At 67.5% G+C, this 14971-nt stretch carries 19 protein-coding genes; 11 read left to right on the forward strand and 8 right to left on the reverse strand.

The features are described from left to right. Positions 1–287: 287 nt before the first annotated feature. The 3 genes from WD430_RS10055 to WD430_RS10065 all read right to left on the reverse strand — a co-directional run bounded on the left by WD430_RS10055 (position 288) and on the right by WD430_RS10065 (position 2959). A complete protein-coding gene (locus WD430_RS10055) occupies positions 288–1073 on the reverse strand; it encodes an SDR family oxidoreductase (protein ID WP_339102315.1) in 786 nt (261 codons plus the stop codon). Positions 1074–1175: 102 nt separating this feature from the next. Next, on the reverse strand, positions 1176–2660 hold the full coding sequence (locus WD430_RS10060; protein ID WP_339102316.1) for a sodium:solute symporter family protein: 1485 nt from the start codon (positions 2658–2660) through the stop codon (positions 1176–1178). Further along, positions 2657–2959 (reverse strand): DUF3311 domain-containing protein, encoded by a 303-nt coding sequence (locus WD430_RS10065; protein WP_339102317.1) that lies wholly within the window; start codon positions 2957–2959, stop codon positions 2657–2659. The genes WD430_RS10060 and WD430_RS10065 overlap by 4 nt, the downstream gene beginning before the upstream one ends. A gap of 216 nt (positions 2960–3175) precedes the next feature. Here WD430_RS10065 and WD430_RS10070 point away from each other — a divergent pair, with 216 nt between their 5' ends. Continuing rightward, positions 3176–4030 carry a helix-turn-helix domain-containing protein gene (locus WD430_RS10070; RefSeq protein ID WP_339102318.1) on the forward strand — a complete coding sequence of 285 codons (855 nt, stop codon included), beginning with the start codon at positions 3176–3178 and terminating at the stop codon, positions 4028–4030. Here the strand turns inward: WD430_RS10070 and WD430_RS10075 are convergent. Then, positions 3994–4161, reverse strand: a complete 168-nt coding sequence (locus WD430_RS10075; RefSeq protein WP_339102319.1) for a hypothetical protein — start codon at positions 4159–4161, stop codon at positions 3994–3996. The genes WD430_RS10070 and WD430_RS10075 overlap by 37 nt on opposite strands. 136 nt (positions 4162–4297) lie before the next feature. On the opposite strand from WD430_RS10075, the gene dnaG reads away from it, so the two are divergent. The 3 genes from dnaG to WD430_RS10090 all read left to right on the forward strand — a co-directional run bounded on the left by dnaG (position 4298) and on the right by WD430_RS10090 (position 6380). Further along, positions 4298–5737, forward strand: a complete 1440-nt coding sequence (gene dnaG / locus WD430_RS10080) for a DNA primase DnaG (RefSeq protein ID WP_339102320.1) — start codon at positions 4298–4300, stop codon at positions 5735–5737. Between the two features lie 153 nt (positions 5738–5890). Further along, positions 5891–6076, forward strand: coding sequence for a hypothetical protein (locus WD430_RS10085; protein WP_339102321.1), 186 nt, complete (start codon positions 5891–5893; stop codon positions 6074–6076). 100 nt (positions 6077–6176) lie between these two features. Then, on the forward strand, positions 6177–6380 hold the full coding sequence (locus WD430_RS10090) for a hypothetical protein (RefSeq protein ID WP_339102322.1): 204 nt from the start codon (positions 6177–6179) through the stop codon (positions 6378–6380). 57 nt (positions 6381–6437) lie between these two features. Here WD430_RS10090 and WD430_RS10095 read toward each other — a convergent pair whose 3' ends face one another. Further along, the gene (locus WD430_RS10095; protein ID WP_339102323.1) at positions 6438–7787 is read right to left on the reverse strand and encodes a DUF92 domain-containing protein; all 1350 of its coding nucleotides are present in this window, start codon (positions 7785–7787) and stop codon (positions 6438–6440) included. A gap of 211 nt (positions 7788–7998) precedes the next feature. Here WD430_RS10095 and WD430_RS10100 point away from each other — a divergent pair, with 211 nt between their 5' ends. Then, the gene (locus WD430_RS10100) at positions 7999–8604 is read left to right on the forward strand and encodes an undecaprenyl diphosphate synthase family protein (RefSeq protein WP_339102324.1); all 606 of its coding nucleotides are present in this window, start codon (positions 7999–8001) and stop codon (positions 8602–8604) included. Here the strand turns inward: WD430_RS10100 and WD430_RS10105 are convergent. Further along, complete coding sequence (locus WD430_RS10105) at positions 8601–8999, reverse strand: hypothetical protein (RefSeq protein WP_339102325.1); 399 nt, start codon at positions 8997–8999, stop codon at positions 8601–8603. The genes WD430_RS10100 and WD430_RS10105 overlap by 4 nt on opposite strands. Before the next feature lie 74 nt (positions 9000–9073). Continuing rightward, complete coding sequence (gene uppS / locus WD430_RS10110; protein WP_339102326.1) at positions 9074–10030, reverse strand: polyprenyl diphosphate synthase; 957 nt, start codon at positions 10028–10030, stop codon at positions 9074–9076. 117 nt (positions 10031–10147) lie between these two features. On the opposite strand from uppS, the gene WD430_RS10115 reads away from it, so the two are divergent. From WD430_RS10115 to hemA, 4 genes are all read left to right on the forward strand, one after another. Beyond that, a complete protein-coding gene (locus WD430_RS10115; RefSeq protein ID WP_339102327.1) occupies positions 10148–10555 on the forward strand; it encodes a DUF5778 family protein in 408 nt (135 codons plus the stop codon). A gap of 129 nt (positions 10556–10684) precedes the next feature. Then, positions 10685–11767 (forward strand): Lrp/AsnC family transcriptional regulator, encoded by a 1083-nt coding sequence (locus WD430_RS10120; protein WP_339102328.1) that lies wholly within the window; start codon positions 10685–10687, stop codon positions 11765–11767. Between the two features lie 29 nt (positions 11768–11796). After that, the gene (locus WD430_RS10125) at positions 11797–12453 is read left to right on the forward strand and encodes a bifunctional precorrin-2 dehydrogenase/sirohydrochlorin ferrochelatase (RefSeq protein ID WP_339102329.1); all 657 of its coding nucleotides are present in this window, start codon (positions 11797–11799) and stop codon (positions 12451–12453) included. Continuing rightward, on the forward strand, positions 12450–13778 hold the full coding sequence (hemA, locus tag WD430_RS10130) for a glutamyl-tRNA reductase (RefSeq protein WP_339102330.1): 1329 nt from the start codon (positions 12450–12452) through the stop codon (positions 13776–13778). Before WD430_RS10125 ends, hemA begins: the two co-directional genes overlap by 4 nt. Before the next feature lie 84 nt (positions 13779–13862). Here hemA and WD430_RS10135 read toward each other — a convergent pair whose 3' ends face one another. Then, a complete protein-coding gene (locus WD430_RS10135; RefSeq protein ID WP_339102331.1) occupies positions 13863–14042 on the reverse strand; it encodes a hypothetical protein in 180 nt (59 codons plus the stop codon). Between the two features lie 216 nt (positions 14043–14258). Here WD430_RS10135 and WD430_RS10140 point away from each other — a divergent pair, with 216 nt between their 5' ends. After that, positions 14259–14540 carry a 4a-hydroxytetrahydrobiopterin dehydratase gene (locus tag WD430_RS10140; RefSeq protein WP_339102332.1) on the forward strand — a complete coding sequence of 94 codons (282 nt, stop codon included), beginning with the start codon at positions 14259–14261 and terminating at the stop codon, positions 14538–14540. A 7-nt stretch (positions 14541–14547) separates the two neighbouring features. Further along, on the forward strand, positions 14548–14934 hold the full coding sequence (gene lwrS / locus WD430_RS10145) for an LWR-salt protein (protein ID WP_339102333.1): 387 nt from the start codon (positions 14548–14550) through the stop codon (positions 14932–14934). Positions 14935–14971: the final 37 nt, after the last annotated feature.

Raw genomic sequence — 14971 nt, forward strand, 5'->3', positions numbered from 1 at the left:
GCAAATTGTAAACGACGCGCAGAGCACAAGACAGTGATCCTCCGAAAATACTTCCGCAGTCCGTTCTCGTGGCAGCTGTGAGTTCCACGGTCCTCCCCAGCCGATTCACTCACTCACTTCGCTCGTTCGTTCATCCCTCGCGCAGATTCGTGCCGCGGTTCGTCGCCGGCGAGGACCTCACTTCGTTCGGACCTCGCAGCACTCACCGCGGCACAGCGCGCGCCACCGCGTGGTATTCGTCTGTCGCTCGACTCCCGCTGGAGGGGGTCGAGCAGATTTGAGCGCGCCTAACTCCGCAACAGCCCGCCGTCGATCGGGAGCGCGACGCCGTTGACGAAACTTCCGCGGGGACTCGAGAGCAGCGCCACGACGTCGCCCAGTTCGCTGGGCTCGCCGAGGCGGTCCATCGGGATGTCGCTCGACATGTCCGCCAGCCCCTCCTCGTAGTCCTCGTAGACGCCGCGCTCGATGTTCGCCTCGATGAGCTCCTCGATGCGGGGCGTCTCGATCGTTCCCGGGAGGACCGCGTTCGCGCGGATCTCGGGCGCGAACTCCCGCGAGACCGTCTTGACGAGGCCGATCACGCCGCGGCGCACGGAGTTCGACAGCAGGAGGCCGTCGGCCACCTCGCGGACCGTTCGGGACGTGATGCAGGTGATCGTCCCGTACTCGGACTCGAGGAGGTGCTCGTGGGCGTTCTCGATCGTCCAGACGACGCTCATCACCAGCAGGTCGTAGGCCTGGTACCAGTCCTGTTCGTCGGTCTCGAGGAAGGTCGTACTCGGCGGACCGCCCGAGGAGGTGACGAGGTGATCGATCCCGCCGAAGGCGTCGACCGTCTCGCTGACGAGGTGGGAGACCTCGTCGGGGTCCGTGAGGTCGGTCGGCGTCGCCCGAACCTCGCCGTCGCCGACCTCGGCGAGTTCCTCGCGGGTCTCCTCGAGGCGCTCCTCGTCGCGTCCGCAGATCATCACGTTCGCGCCCTCCTCGGCCAGGGCCTCGGCGCTCGCGAAGCCGAGGCCGCTCGAGGAGGCCGTCACCAGTGCGCTGTTCTCGTCGAGTTCGAGGTCCATGCGCGTACCCAGGGCGACGAACTACAAAATCCCGGTGCCAGTGGCAAGGGAGTCACGAGCAGCCAGTTGCGGCGCGGCGAGGTCGGTCGGACGGACGGCCGTTCAGTCCGCCCCCAGTCGCTCGAAGTAAATCGCCCGCCGCTCGTCGGCCGCGGGCGTCGTGACCAGCGAGACGGCGACGGTGACGACGAGACCGAGTCCCATACCGACGATGCCGGCCGTCCATCCGGCGTAGCTGCCGGGGACGAACGCGAAGAAGAGACTGGCGAGGTAGAACGCCTGGCTGATCAGGATTCCCGCAGTGATTCCGGTTCGGGTCGTCCGGCGCCAGTAGAGGGCCACGAGCACGGGAAACGCGAGCTGCGCGAAGCCGCTGAAGGCCGCGTCCCCGAGTTCGAACAGCGTCGCGGGGTTCAGGAGGCTCGCGACGAACGCCGCCGTGGCGAAGATCACGACGACGCTGCGAGCGATCAGGTCCTCGGTTCGCTCGGAGAGCGCCCACCCGAAACGGGCGAGGGTCGGTCGGCACAGGTCCCGGGTGAAGTACGACGACCCCGACAGCAGCATCGAGTCCGAAGAGGACATCATCGCCGCCATCGCGCCCGCGATGACGAGCGCGGCGAACCAGATCGGCGTGTACTCGGCGAGCACGATCGGGAGCACGTTGCCCCCCTCCGGTACCGTCACGTCGAGGCCGGCGGCCCACGCGCCGAGCATGAACGAGGGGAGGAACAGCAGGACGCAGAGGATCGGCCAGAGGGCGAAGGAGCGCTTGAGCACCGTCTTCGAGCCGGCGGCGAAGAACCGCTGGTTGACCTGCGGGAACATCGCGACGCCGAAGCCGATCGTGATCGCCGTCGAGAGCATCCACTGGGCCGTGTAGTAGTCGCTCCCCAACGAGAGGAAGCGGGCGGTCTCCTCGCTCGCCGCGAGCGCCTCCGTCGCCGCCCCGGCGCCGCCGATTTCGGCGAGCACCCACAGCAGAGCGACCCAGGTCGTCACGAGCATGAACGCGCCCTGCAGGGTGTCGGTCCAGGCGATGCCGCGCATTCCGGCGGCGACGACGTAGAGGATCATGAACGCGGTGATCAACCCCGCGCCGGCGGCGTAGGAGATCGCGCCCTCGGTCAGCGCCTCGAGCGCGGTCCCGGCGCCGACCTGCTGGAGCATTATGTAGGGAAACAGCCACAGCAGGCTGACACCGGCGACCAGCGCCCGAAGTCCCCGCGAGCCGAAGCGGTCGCCGAGCATCTCGCCGAGCGTGACGTAGCCGTACCGGCGCCCGAGCAGCCACTGCTTGTAGCCGATGACGTACCAGAGAATGGCGAAGATGATCCCGTCCATCAGTCCCATGACCAGCACCCACTCGGGGCCCTGCGCGTAGGCGATGTTCGGCCCGGCGAAGAAGGTGAACGCCGACAGTAGCGTCGCGAAGGTGGTAAAGAGGAGGACGACCGTCCCCAGCGTCCGACTCGCCAGGTAGAAGTCCTCCGCGGTCCGGTCGGTCAGCCGATAGGCGACCAGCCCGATCGCCAGCGCCAATAGCAGGTAGCCGACGATGATCCCCAACTGTAGGGCGACGCTCACGGCCGATCACCTCCCGTTGCCGGTCGCGACGAGCGATCCCCGTGCTCGAGACTCGAGGCCTCCGACCCGTTCGCCTCGCTCGAGTCGCCCTCGCGTCCGGGTTCGATGCCGATACCCCACGCCCGCTGGGCGAACGCCCAGAAGACGGCGGACGCGAGTCCCATCCAGCCGACGTGCCACCAGAGCCACAGCGGCAGGCCGGCGACGACCGTCGAATCGCCCCAGAGGAACCACGGGACCGCCAGCGCACAGAGGACGATCCCGACCGCGCCCCATCCCAGAAGTTGCAGTCGGCGCATATCCGGGTGTTCGGCCCGACGTTGGTAACAGTTTCCCTTCAACCGTGGTCGTTGAAGAAGTTTCGTTATCGATAGCGCGAGAGCGTTCTCCGCCGGGATTTCGAGGCTGAAATCGCTCTTTCGCCTGCTCGAGAAACTGGTCGTCCCAAGCTAAAATCGCTCTTTCAGACAGGACAAAACGTATAGTAATCGCCGAACGAGTACGACGCGAACCACATGGCTCGGCTGTTCCCGTTTCGCTCCGAACCCGCCGAGAACGAGGGCCGGCCGCGTATCGTCGGGCTCGAGGGCGAGGACGCCGACGCGGTCTTTAGCGCGCTCTCCTCGACGACGGCCCGCCGGATCTACGCGCGCCTCGACGAGGACCCCGGCACGCCCAGCGACGTCGCCGAGGCCATCGACTCCTCGATCCAGAACGTCCGCTACCACCTCGAGAACTTAGAGGAGGCGGGGCTCGTCGAGGTCGTCGACACCTGGTACTCCTCGCGGGGCAACGAGATGAGCGTCTACGCGACGACCGACGGGCCGCTGATCGTCACGAGCGACGAGTCGACGGCCAGTCGGCTTCGCGAGGCCCTCTCGCGGTTCGTCGGCGGGGTCGCGTTGCTCGCTGCCGGCGGGCTGTTCGTCCAGTACGGCCTCACGCGGTGGGCCGAGTCGGTGACGGAGTCCGCGCCCGCCGAGGCGACGCCGGAGGGTGCCGACGCCGACGCCGGCGGTGGGGCCGATAGGACGAGCGGCGACGAGACGGGCGGCGACGGGACGGACGGAAGTGGAAGCGGGGGCGGTGACGGCGACGGTGCCGACGCCCTTGAGGAGGAGACGGACGACGTCGGAATCGCCAGCGACGAGCCCACGGGCGACGGCGCGTCGAGTCCCGACGGCAACGGAAGCACCGAGAACGCGACCGGGAACGAGACCGTCGACGGCGCGGCCGACGGCGCCGCGGACGTGGCCGACGCGATCTTCGACGTCGCACCGCCGGGACTGCTCTTCTTCCTCGGCGGCCTGCTCGTGTTGCTCGCCGTCGCGGGCTACTGGTACTGGTACCGGTACCGGCCGGCGTACTGAGTCTCCCTCGAGACGATCGCCGGCGTATCGGGAATCCGCTCGTCGGCGTCCGGGGAGCGGATCACCGACGCCCCGAACGATCGGCCCGTCGGCGCTCCGTTCGGCCGGATCGCCGCCGTTCCGACCGTCACTATCGTCGGTAGCCCCGTCGGCGGTCGGTTCGATCCTCGGAGTCCTTGAAGGTCAACAGCTATTTCCCCGTCACGATCCAAAACCTACATAAATCGATCGCGGTCCCGATTCGCGGGACCGCGCTGCGAGGACACTATGGAAGACACGTCGAAATATCTCATCCACGCCGATGTCACGGCCGAGGGGGTCGTCGAGCGGAGCGACGTCGTCGGCGCGATCTTCGGTCAGACCGAAGGCCTGCTCGGCGACGAACTCGATCTCCGCGATCTCCGCCAGTCACAGAAAGTCGGACGCATCGACGTCGAAATAGTCAGTACCGGCGGCCAGTCTCGAGGCCATCTCACCATCGCGACCAGCCTCGACAAGGTCGAGACCGCGACGCTCGCCGCCGCCCTCGAGACGATCGATCGAGTCGGTCCCTGTCGGGCCGACCTCGAGGTGACCGAGATCGAGGACGTCCGCGCCGCCAAGCGCAAGGCGGTCGTCGACCGCGCGAAGGAACTGCTCCAGACGGGGTTCGACGACAGCGTGATGTCCTCCGAGGAGATCCTCGCGGAGGTCCGCCAGCACGTCCGCGTCGAGGACATCACCGAGTACGAGGGACTGCCCGCGGGGCCGCGAGTGACGGACAGCGACGCGATCATCGTCGTCGAGGGACGGGCCGACGTCCTCACCCTCCTCAAGTACGGCGTCAAGAACGCCATCGCGGTCGAGGGCACCAACGTCCCCGACGCGGTGGCCGAACTGACCCACCACCGCACGGTCACTGCCTTCCTCGACGGGGATCGGGGCGGCGACCTCATCTTAGAGGAACTGTCGCAGGTCGGCGACGTCGACTACGTCGCGTTCGCGCCGGCCGGCGAGTCCGTCGAGGACTTAGACCACCACCAGCTGTTCACCGCCCTCCGGAACAAGGTTCCCTACGATACCGTCTCGGGGATGAACGAGCCCCGGGAGGCCGTCGCCGCGACCGACGGCAGCTCGACGCCGGCTCCGGCCCCGACGGAGTCGGCGGCCGACCGCGACGCCGACGGCTCGTCGCAGGCGATCGACGGCCCCGCGGAGTCACCGCCCGAGACGGTGAGTCCGTCGACGCCGTCCGGCGACGCGAGCGACAGGAGTCGGACCGCCGTCGACGATGACGGTGTCGGCCACGGCGACGAGTCCGGTTCGTCCGCGTCGGAACAGACCGCGGGGTCGGCGTCGGTCGAGACCGATTCCGACGCGGAGGCGGCGACCGGGGACGACGAGGACGCCGAACCCGAGACCGTCTACGGCCACGCGACGGCGATCGTCCGACGAAACACCGACCGCGTCCGCTTTCTCGACGCGGACGGCGACGCCGTCGACGAGACCGACGCGAGCGACGCCTACGCCGCCCTCGAGTCCCTCGAGACGGTGCCGACGGCGATCGTCCTGGACGAGATCCTCGACCAGCGGCTGCTCGATCTGGCGGCGGATCGCGGCGTCGAGCGGATCGTCGCGCGCTCGCTGGGCCAGTTCACCAAGCGACCCACCGACGTGCGGATCCACGCGATCGACGACATCGCCGAGGAGCCGCCCGACACGGAGTGACGGCCGTCGATCGGATCGTCCGACCGTCCCGGTTCGGGACGACACGTGACTGGTAGTAGGCGTTCGGCATCTCATCTCGGACGAGCGCCGCGTGAGTCAACCCACGCGGGAGGACTGTGTCACGTCCTGGTGTTCCGACGACGACACGGGCACGTGTCCCTCCCGATCGACGTGACGGACGGTGGGGTCGACTCCCTCGGGGAATCGTCGGGGTATCGAGGCGAGCGTCGGCACCGTCCCCGGACTGTGGCCGGAAGCGTCGCGGTCGTCGTCGGCGCCGGACTGTCTCTGTGGATCGAGCGGACGACCGCGGGCTGTGGCTGTGGCGGCGGCTGTTGAGCCGCGTCGCAGACCGACACGATCGCTTCGGTTTCGCTCACTCCCGTCGCATGGGACCCGGACGAGTAATTGATATGCGACCAGTGTCGAGCGACTGGTAATGACTCCGCCACCGACGGCCGCGCTCGGGTTGCTCGGCGCCTGGGCGCTCGTGATATTCTGGGTGACTGCGGCCGGCGCGATCGCGCAAGCGCGCGACGACGATCGACTGGACTCCCTCGTCCCGGACGAACGACTCGACGGACTCGACGACTCCCCGTCGGGCCGAGCGACCGAGCGCTCGTTCCCCACGGCCGACGACTGACGACCCCGAACCGCGACGGACCGACGCCGCACCCGCCGACACCGATTTCTCGTTTCCTCAGCCGAGCACGGCGAACGACAACACCAGCAGCGCACAGACCAGCGCGCCCGAGAGCGTCGCGAGGAAGTTGACGCTCTGGTTGCCCAGCACTCGCCCCTCGAGGGTCGCCCCCAGCAGGCTGTCGACGGTCATGCCGACGACGCCGGCGGCGACGATGATCACCGCGCCGACGGCCGAGACCTCCTCGAAGAGACCGTAGGAGATCCCGGCGACGACGGTCGCGCCGACGATGCCGGCGATCTCTCCCTGCCAGGTGACCCCGCCGTCGGTGCCGGGTTCGACGGGTTCGAGGGTGGTGATCAGCCGCGGCGTCTCGAAGACGCTCCCGATCTCGCTCGAGAGGGTGTCGCTCATCGCCGTCGCGACGGAGCCGGCGAAGGCGAAGAGGAACAGGCTCGGCTCCGGATCGCCGGGCAACAGCGTCGCCGAACTGGCCGCGTAGCCCAGGACGGCCCCGAGCGCGACGGCGGCGTTGCCCAGCACGTTCCCGCTGCCGCGGGCGCCGTTGTTGTCCTCGGCGACGCCCAGTTCCGTCTTCTCCTCGTAGCGGTACTTCGAGGAGAGCCCGCCGATGGCGAAGAAGGTGATGAGGACGGCGAACCAGCCGTAGCCGCCGAGGACGATCGTCAACAGCCCCAGCAGGGTCCCGGTGAGCATCCCCGCGATCGAGGCCGTCTCGAGGGCGTAGGAGGCGTAGCCGAAGGCGACGGTGATCGCGAGCGCGGCGGCGATCTCCCCCCCGGAGAGGGCCAGCGCCGGCTCGAGCTCAGCGAGCAGCCACGCGAGGAGGCCGACCGTGAGCATGACGACGGGATCGTCGTTCGCGAACAGGACGTCCCGGAGCAGCGACGCCAGCAGCGCGCCGCTGGCACCGAGAAAGACCATCGTCGGCAGCGCCGCCGACAGCGACTCGAGGGCGGCGCCGTCGGCGATCGAGCGCGCCGCCGTCTGTCCGACGACGGCGGCGAGGGTCGCGACGACGCAGAAGACCGCCACGTGGACGACGTCGCGATCGGTCCACTGGCCGGCGAGCTGCTCGGCGAGGTTGCCGTAGCCGACCAGCAGGACGGTCCCGACGAAGACCGCGACCGACATCGACGTCGTGACCGCGATGAGACCGAGCGTGGACCCCGCGAGTACGAGCGTGACGATGCCGTAGAGACGCCCCGCCTCGTAGTCGCTCGGATAGGCCAGCAGTTCGAAGAGCGGCCCGTCAGTCACGGCGAGCGCCCCGAGGACCGCGACGGCGGCGATCGCGGCACCGACCTGCGGATTGCCGAGCGGAACGGCGAGTGCGAGCGTACAGAGGGCCGCAAACACGCCTGCTCGCCGAACAGGTGCTGTCACGATATCGAGTCCTTTCTGTGGCGTTCACTTGAAGCTTCGTGAACTGCGGTGTGGCCGTTCTGCCGCGCCTCAACGGTGTGCTGCGTCGGAACGACTCCGTTCCGCCGGCCGACATTTCGGTCGCGGACCGGGACGATCGCTGCTCTGACTGGGGAATCGCTGCTCGCGAAAACCCGAAACCGGTATCACACCGGACCGGAAACTCACTGCCGTGGGTCTGTACGAACAGTATCTCGCTCTGCGGATCCGTCGCCACGACGGCGAACTCCCCGATCACATCGCGCTCGTCATCACCGAGCGCGACCTCCTGGAGCGGGACGCCTACGAGACGCTGACGGATTTCTTCGCGTGGGCCTTCGAGTACGCTACCCAGGTGACCGTCTACGTCAGCGTCCTCGACGCCGCGGCGGTGCCGGCCCTGCGACGCGAACTCGAGACGCTCGAGGCGCCCCGCGAGGTGGCCGTCCGCGGCCCGGAGGATCGAACGCCGGCGGAAGCGCCCATTCGAATCGGGATCGGTCTCGGCGGAAAACACGAGTTCACCAGCGCGGTCCGGACGCTCGCGGAACACGTCGACGACGGGCAGCTGGCGCCCGAGGAGATCGACGACGAGCGGGTCGAAGATCACCTCATCTTCCCCTCCGAGCCCGATCTCGTGATCAAGACCGGCGCCGAACGGCTCTCGGATTTCATGATCTGGCAGTCGGTCTACTCGGAGCTGTACTTCACGGACGTCAACTGGCGGGACTTCCGCAAGCGGGACTTCCTGCGGGCCGTCCGGGAGTACTGTAACCGATCGCGTCGGTTCGGTCGCTAACGGCGCGGGTCACGGGACTCGACCGACTCGCGGTCGTCGCCGTTCGGCGGCGTTCCCAGCGGTTCCTCGAGGGCGACGACGGGCCCCGACAGGTGGACGGTTTCCGACCGGAGTTCGTACTCGAGCAGCCCGTGGTCCTCGAGTTTCGGCAGCGTCACGTGAACGAGCGCGACGCGAACCGCCGCTCGGGTTCGCTCGCCGTCGAACGCGGCGATGTCGGCCGCCAGCCGATCGAGCGAGATCGGCGGCTCACACCGCGACAGGACCGGAAGCGCGATCCGCGTCCGCGAACTACCGAGCAGGGTCGCGGCCGTCTCGGTCGAGCAATCCGCCAATCGCGTGAGCCGCTCGATGTCGACGACGGTGGCAGCTACAATCGCAATTATTACGTCCATATATGGGGGAAAATTTCCGGGACGGAGCGACTCCGCTGTCGGGTTCGGGGCTTCGTCGACGGTCGCCGACGCGGTCAGTCGGCGGCCCGGCGGCTCGAGTCGATTCCGTCGCCCTGTTCGCTCTGGATCGCGTCTAACTCCTCCAGATCGGGCTGTTCGGACGTCGGGAGCGAGTCGCGGAACCGCTCGACGATCGACTTCGCCTCCGCGAGTTCGGCGTCGCTGACGGCGCCGAGCAGGGCCAGCGCCCGTCGGGCACGGTTCCGCCGCCAGGATTCGGCGCGGTGTTCGTAGGTCCGAATCCCCCGTAGGAAGTCCGTCTTGGAGAACTCCGGCCAGTAGGGCGTACAGAAGAAGACGGCCGCCTCGTTGCCGTTGGCGTGCCACGGCAGGAAGTTCGAGGTTCGCTCTTCGCCGGCGGGTCGAATGATGAGATCGACGTCTCGAAGCGGTCGGTCGTACAGTCGACGTTCGATGTCCTCGATATCGATCTCCTCGGGATCGAGTTCTCCCGCTTCGACATCCTCGGCGACCCCACGGGTGGCCTCGAGCAGCCGCGAGCGACCGCCGTACGCGAGCGCGATATTGAGCACGAACCGGTCGTAGTCGGACGTGCGGCGTTCGGCGTACTCGATGGCGTTTTGAACCCGATCGGGGAGCAGCTCCGTTTCGCCGATAGCGCGGATACAGACCTCGTTCTCGTGAACGCGGTCGGCCTCCGCGAACTCGTGGAGTTTCTCGCAGATCAGGTCGAACAGCGCCTCGTTTTGCTCGTCGGGTCGATTGAAGTTCTCCGTCGAAAACGTGTACAGCGTCAACTCCTCGACGCCGATGTCCTGGCACCACTCGAGGACCCGTTCGGTCGTCTTCGCTCCTTTGCGGTGGCCCTCGGGAGCATCGTCGCCGTTGCTGCGGGCGTACCGTCGGTTCCCGTCTTGAATCACTGCGACGTGGGTCGGTGCGCCGGAGATCTCCCGCGAGAGCAACCCCTCGTAGGCAGCGTCGACGCGTTCACGGAGCCACCGCTTCATTGCTCGAGTAAAGGTCTCCTATCCCTATGTGTCTTGTGTGGCATCCCACGGCATGCAAACGCCGGCCGCTCGAGAGAATCGTGACCGCTATCCGTTCGGCCCCGCTCGGTTCGGACAATGGCAGACGCGATCGACGACGACCTCTACCAGCGGACCAAGGCACTGCTCGAGCCCGGCGAGATCGATCTCAACGGCGCGATCGTCCACACTGACTACGACGGCCAGGAGGACGTCCAGATGATGCAGGCCACCCTCGACGTCGGCGACATCATCGCCGACAAGTCGGGGTACGATCCGGACGACTGCTACGTCTACTCGGGCAACGACGACCCCGACTTCTCCTCGAACCAGCATCAGGGACTGACGCTGGACGACGAGGAGTTCGTCTGGGAGTGCCAGCAGCTGCTGCGCGAGGGGAGCTTCGACATCGTCATCTACTACCGGGCGAGCGCGGACCACGAGGCGATCCTCGAGGAGATCCGCGAGCTCGGCCACGAGGTCACCGGCGTTCGGGGCGACGAGTAGCGGGATCGAATCGACGCGCCGGTTCTCGACCGGACGTCGCTCTCGCCGCCGGACGCTCGAGTCGGGGCGCGCCGACTCGGGAGGCCCGTCTCCGAGTTCCTTATAGTTCGGTAGTCCGGAGTGGCGCGTATGACCACTGACGTCGACCTCACGGAGCGCGAGCGGGCGGTCGTCAACGCCTATCAGGGCGGATTTCCCGTCACCGATCGGCCGTTCGAACCGGCCGCGGCCGCACTGCGCGATCGCGGGGTCGACATTTCGGCGACCGAGTTGCTCGAGACGATCAGCGAGTTGGACGAGCGCGGCGTCCTCTCGCGGTTCGGCCCGCTCGTCAACGCCCAGGAGATCGGCGGCGCGGCGACGTTGGTGGCCATGCACGCCCCCGAAGAGCGGTTCGACGAGCTCGTCGAGCGAGTCAACGATCACCGCGAGGTCGCGCACAACTACGAGCGCGAGCACCCCCATCTCAACGTCTGGTTCGTCGTGAGCGTCGCCGACGAGGACCGCGTCGACGACGTCCTCGCGGAGATCGAGGACGAAACTGGGCAGGAGACGTACAACCTGCCGAAACAGCAGGAGTTCCGCGTCGAGGCGAAGTTCTACGTCGACGGCCCGCTGGACGGCGACGGCGACGTCGAGCGCGCCGGCGTCGACTGCACCGATCTCGGCCCCGACGTGGCGCCGGCCGACAGCGAGACGCTCTCGCCGGCCGAGCGCGACCTGATCCTCGAGGTCCAGGACGGCCTCCCCCTCACCGAGACGCCGTACGCCGACGTCGCCGACGCCATCGGTCGAGAGACCGAATGGGTCCTCGAGACGATCAAACGGTTCGAACGGGAGAGGAAGATCCGCCGGATCGGCGTCGTGCCCAACCACTACGCGCTGGGCTACACGGAGAACGGGATGACGGTCTGGAACGTGCCCGACGAGCAGGTCGACGAGGTCGGCCCCGAGATCGCCGCCCTGCCGTTCGTCACTCACTGCTACGAGCGGCCGCGCCACGAGGGCGTCTGGCCGTACAACTTCTTCGCGATGACCCACGGCCGCAGCGAGGACGAGAGCCGACGGCGGATCGAACAGGTTCGGGAACGGATGGACGACCACTGGAACGTAACTGACGACGACTGGGACACCTTGCACTCCACACAGATCTTGAAGAAGACCGGTATTCGTTTGGACGAGCGTGCCGAGGCGAACACCGAGGCCGAGTAACGGATGACGAACGAACGTTCGATACCGAAATGATTCCACTCCTGCACGATTTCACGGGCGCGACGGTACTCGTCTTCGGCGGCGGTCGGGTCGGCTCTCGGAAGGCCCGACGGTTCGCCCGCGAGGCCGACGTGATCGTCGTCAGTCCCGACTTCGCCGACCGGGAGTTCGGCGGGGCCGAACTGATCCGTTCCGCGCCCGATCCGGCCGACGTCGACGGCTGGCTCGAGCGAACGGACCCCGCGCTGGTCGTCGCCGCGACCGACGACGCGGCGCTCAACGAGGCCGTCGCGGAGGCGGCTCGAGCGCGCGGAGCGCTGGTCAATCGCGCCGATCGATCGGGCGAGCGCGACGTCGGCAGCGTCGTCGTTCCCGCGACCGTGCGCGAGGACCCCGTCGTCGTCTCGATCGCGACCGGCGGTACCGCCCCCGCGTTGAGCAAGTACCTCCGGCAGGACCTCGAGGAGACGCTCGCGGGAGCCGGTGAGATGGCGCGGGCGTGTGCCGAGTTGCGGACGGAACTGAAATCCCGGGACGTTCCGCCCGAGCGACGGCGGGAGCTCGTCACCGGCGTCGTCAATTCTCCGGACCTTTGGACAGCTTTACGTACCGGTACTTCCAACTATCGTCAAGTGATTGAGGACGTGCTGGACGAGGAACTATCTACTGGGGGTGATCGACCGTGATCTCGGCCGGAGTCGTCACGGCTGCGCGCGTGACACACGAGAGCGGTAGCGTCGACGACCTCGCGGCCGCGAGTCCCGAGAGCCAACGCGCCGCCGTCGCCGACCTGCTCTCGGTGCCGGAGATCGAGGAGGCGTACGTGCTCTCGACGTGCAACCGCGTCGAGGCCTACGTCGTCGGCACCGACGCCGCCGTCGGCCGGGCCGCTCTCGAGGAATTCTTCACCGGGGTCGAGGACGACGCCGTCGTCGTCACCGACCACGACGAGAGCCTCCACCATCTGCTGTCGGTCGCGGCCGGCCTCGAGTCGGTCGTCCTCGGGGAGGATCAGATTCTCGGACAGGTCCGGACCGCCTACGAGGACGCCCGGACCACCGGCGGCATCGACGAGATGCTCGAGACCGCCGTGACGAAGGCGATCCACGTCGGGGAACGGGCACGCACCGAGACCGAGATCAACGAGGGCGTCGTCTCGCTGGGCTCGGCGGCGACGAAACTCGCCGGTCGAGAGATCGACCTCGACGGGACGACCGCGCTCGTCGTCGGCGCCGGTGAAATGGGCCGGCTCGCGGCTCGCAGCCTCGCCGACGCCGGGGTGGACGACGTCGTCGTCGCGAACCGGACGATCGATCACGCCGAACACCTCGCGGCCGAACTCGACGTCGCCGCCGAGGCGGTCCCCTTAGAGGCGCTTTCCACCGTCGCCAGCGGTGCCGACGTCGTCGTCACCGCGACCGGTAGCGAGGAGCCGATCCTCGAGTCGGAACAGCTCGCGACCGACGGCGACGTCGACGCCGGTCCGGACCGGGTCGTCGTGGACCTCGGTCAGCCCCGCGACGTCGATCCGGCCGCCGACGAGCTCTCGACCGTCGCCGTCTACGACTTGGACGACCTCGAGTCGGTCACCGAGGAGACCCGCGAACAGCGGTCCGACGCGGCCAGCGAGGTCGAGTCGATGGTCGACCGCGAGTTCGAGCTGCTCTGTGACCAGTACAAGCGCGCCCGCGCCGACGAGGTGATCGCCGCGATGTACGAGTCCGCCGAGCGCATGAAGGAACGCGAACTCGAGACGGCGCTGTCGCGACTCGACGGCGAGGAATTCTCCGAGCAGCAGCGAGAGGTCGTCGAGGCGATGGCCGACGCGCTGGTCAACCAGCTGCTCGCCCCGCCGACCAAGAGCCTCCGCGAGGCGGCGGCCGAAGACGACTGGAGCACGATCAACACCGCCCTCCAGCTGTTCGATCCCGACCTCAGCGGCGCCGACGAGCCGGTCGCCCCGCCCGTAACCGGCGCCGCGGCCCCGCTCGAGGCGACCGACGACGACTGATACGGATTCGTGTCCGTAGTTACCGCCGATCGGCCTCGCGAGTCGCCGATCGGTGGGAATTGATGACACGAATCCGTATGACGGTCAGTACCAGAGCTTCGTCGCGTCGACGATATCGAGGGCGTCGTCGGCTTCGACTTCCCATATTCTGAGGACGAGGTGTGCCTTGCAGTAGTACTCGGTCGTCTCGATCCCGGTGTGTTCGTTTTTGAGAACGAGTTGGCACGTCTCGTCGTTCGCACAATCGCCTGACCGATCACACATTACACTGCCAGCACGTACTCCGTTCGGGGATAAGTCCTTGTCGGCGCCTCCGTTCGTTCGCGACCCCGATTCCGTCGGTCGATTCGGTCGCGACGCGTCCCGCCGATCTTCGCTCAGTGAATCGCCGATTCGTCCCGTTCGAGGCGGTCTCGAGACCTGTCACGGCGAATACGGCGTGGCACAATCATTATTTGATTGGCTTCCGTTCGGGCGACTATGGCCGACCTACTCTCCGACGACGAGATCGATGCGCAACTACCCGACGAATGGTCGCGCGAGGGCGACGAGATCGTTCGGGCCTACGAGTTCGACGACTACCTCCGCGGCGTCAACTTCGCCCAGATGGTCGGCGAGATCGCCGAGGCGCAGGTCCACCATCCCGAGATCGTCATCCGCTACGAGGAAGTCGAGATCCGACTGACCTCCCACGAGGAGGGCGGGATCACGGAACAGGACATCGAGATGGCGGAGCTGATCGAGTCAGAGCGCGACGCCTGAGTCGAGAATGGAGGCACGGTACGTCTTCCGCGCCGAACTCCGCCTCGAGGCCGACGAGGCCGAGGTTTCCCTCGAGCCGTCGACGACCGGGACGACCGTTACCGTCTTTCGCGAGGCGCCGGAGCCGGGCGAGGAGGGCTGGCTGTTCTTCCGCGATACGCTGTGGCGCGGCGAGGTGGGCGACGCCGAGTACGGCCGTCGGCTCGCCGAGGAGTGGCTCGGCGAGCCCGTCGAGTCGGTCTCGTTTCGCGAACTCCAGGTCGACGAGGCGTACTTCGCGGCGCTGAAGAAGGAGATCGCCGACGACCTCGAACTCTTCAACGCCGAGAACGTTTCGGAAGTGCTCTCGAAGTACCTCGGCTCGAGTATCCGGGTCAGGGGCGACGACGAGTAGAAACGGTTCGTCGTCTTCGCCTCGATCCTCGTCCCAG

This window comes from Haloterrigena sp. KLK7, from assembly GCF_037914945.1.
Taxonomy (GTDB): Archaea; Halobacteriota; Halobacteria; order Halobacteriales; family Natrialbaceae; genus Haloterrigena; species Haloterrigena salinisoli.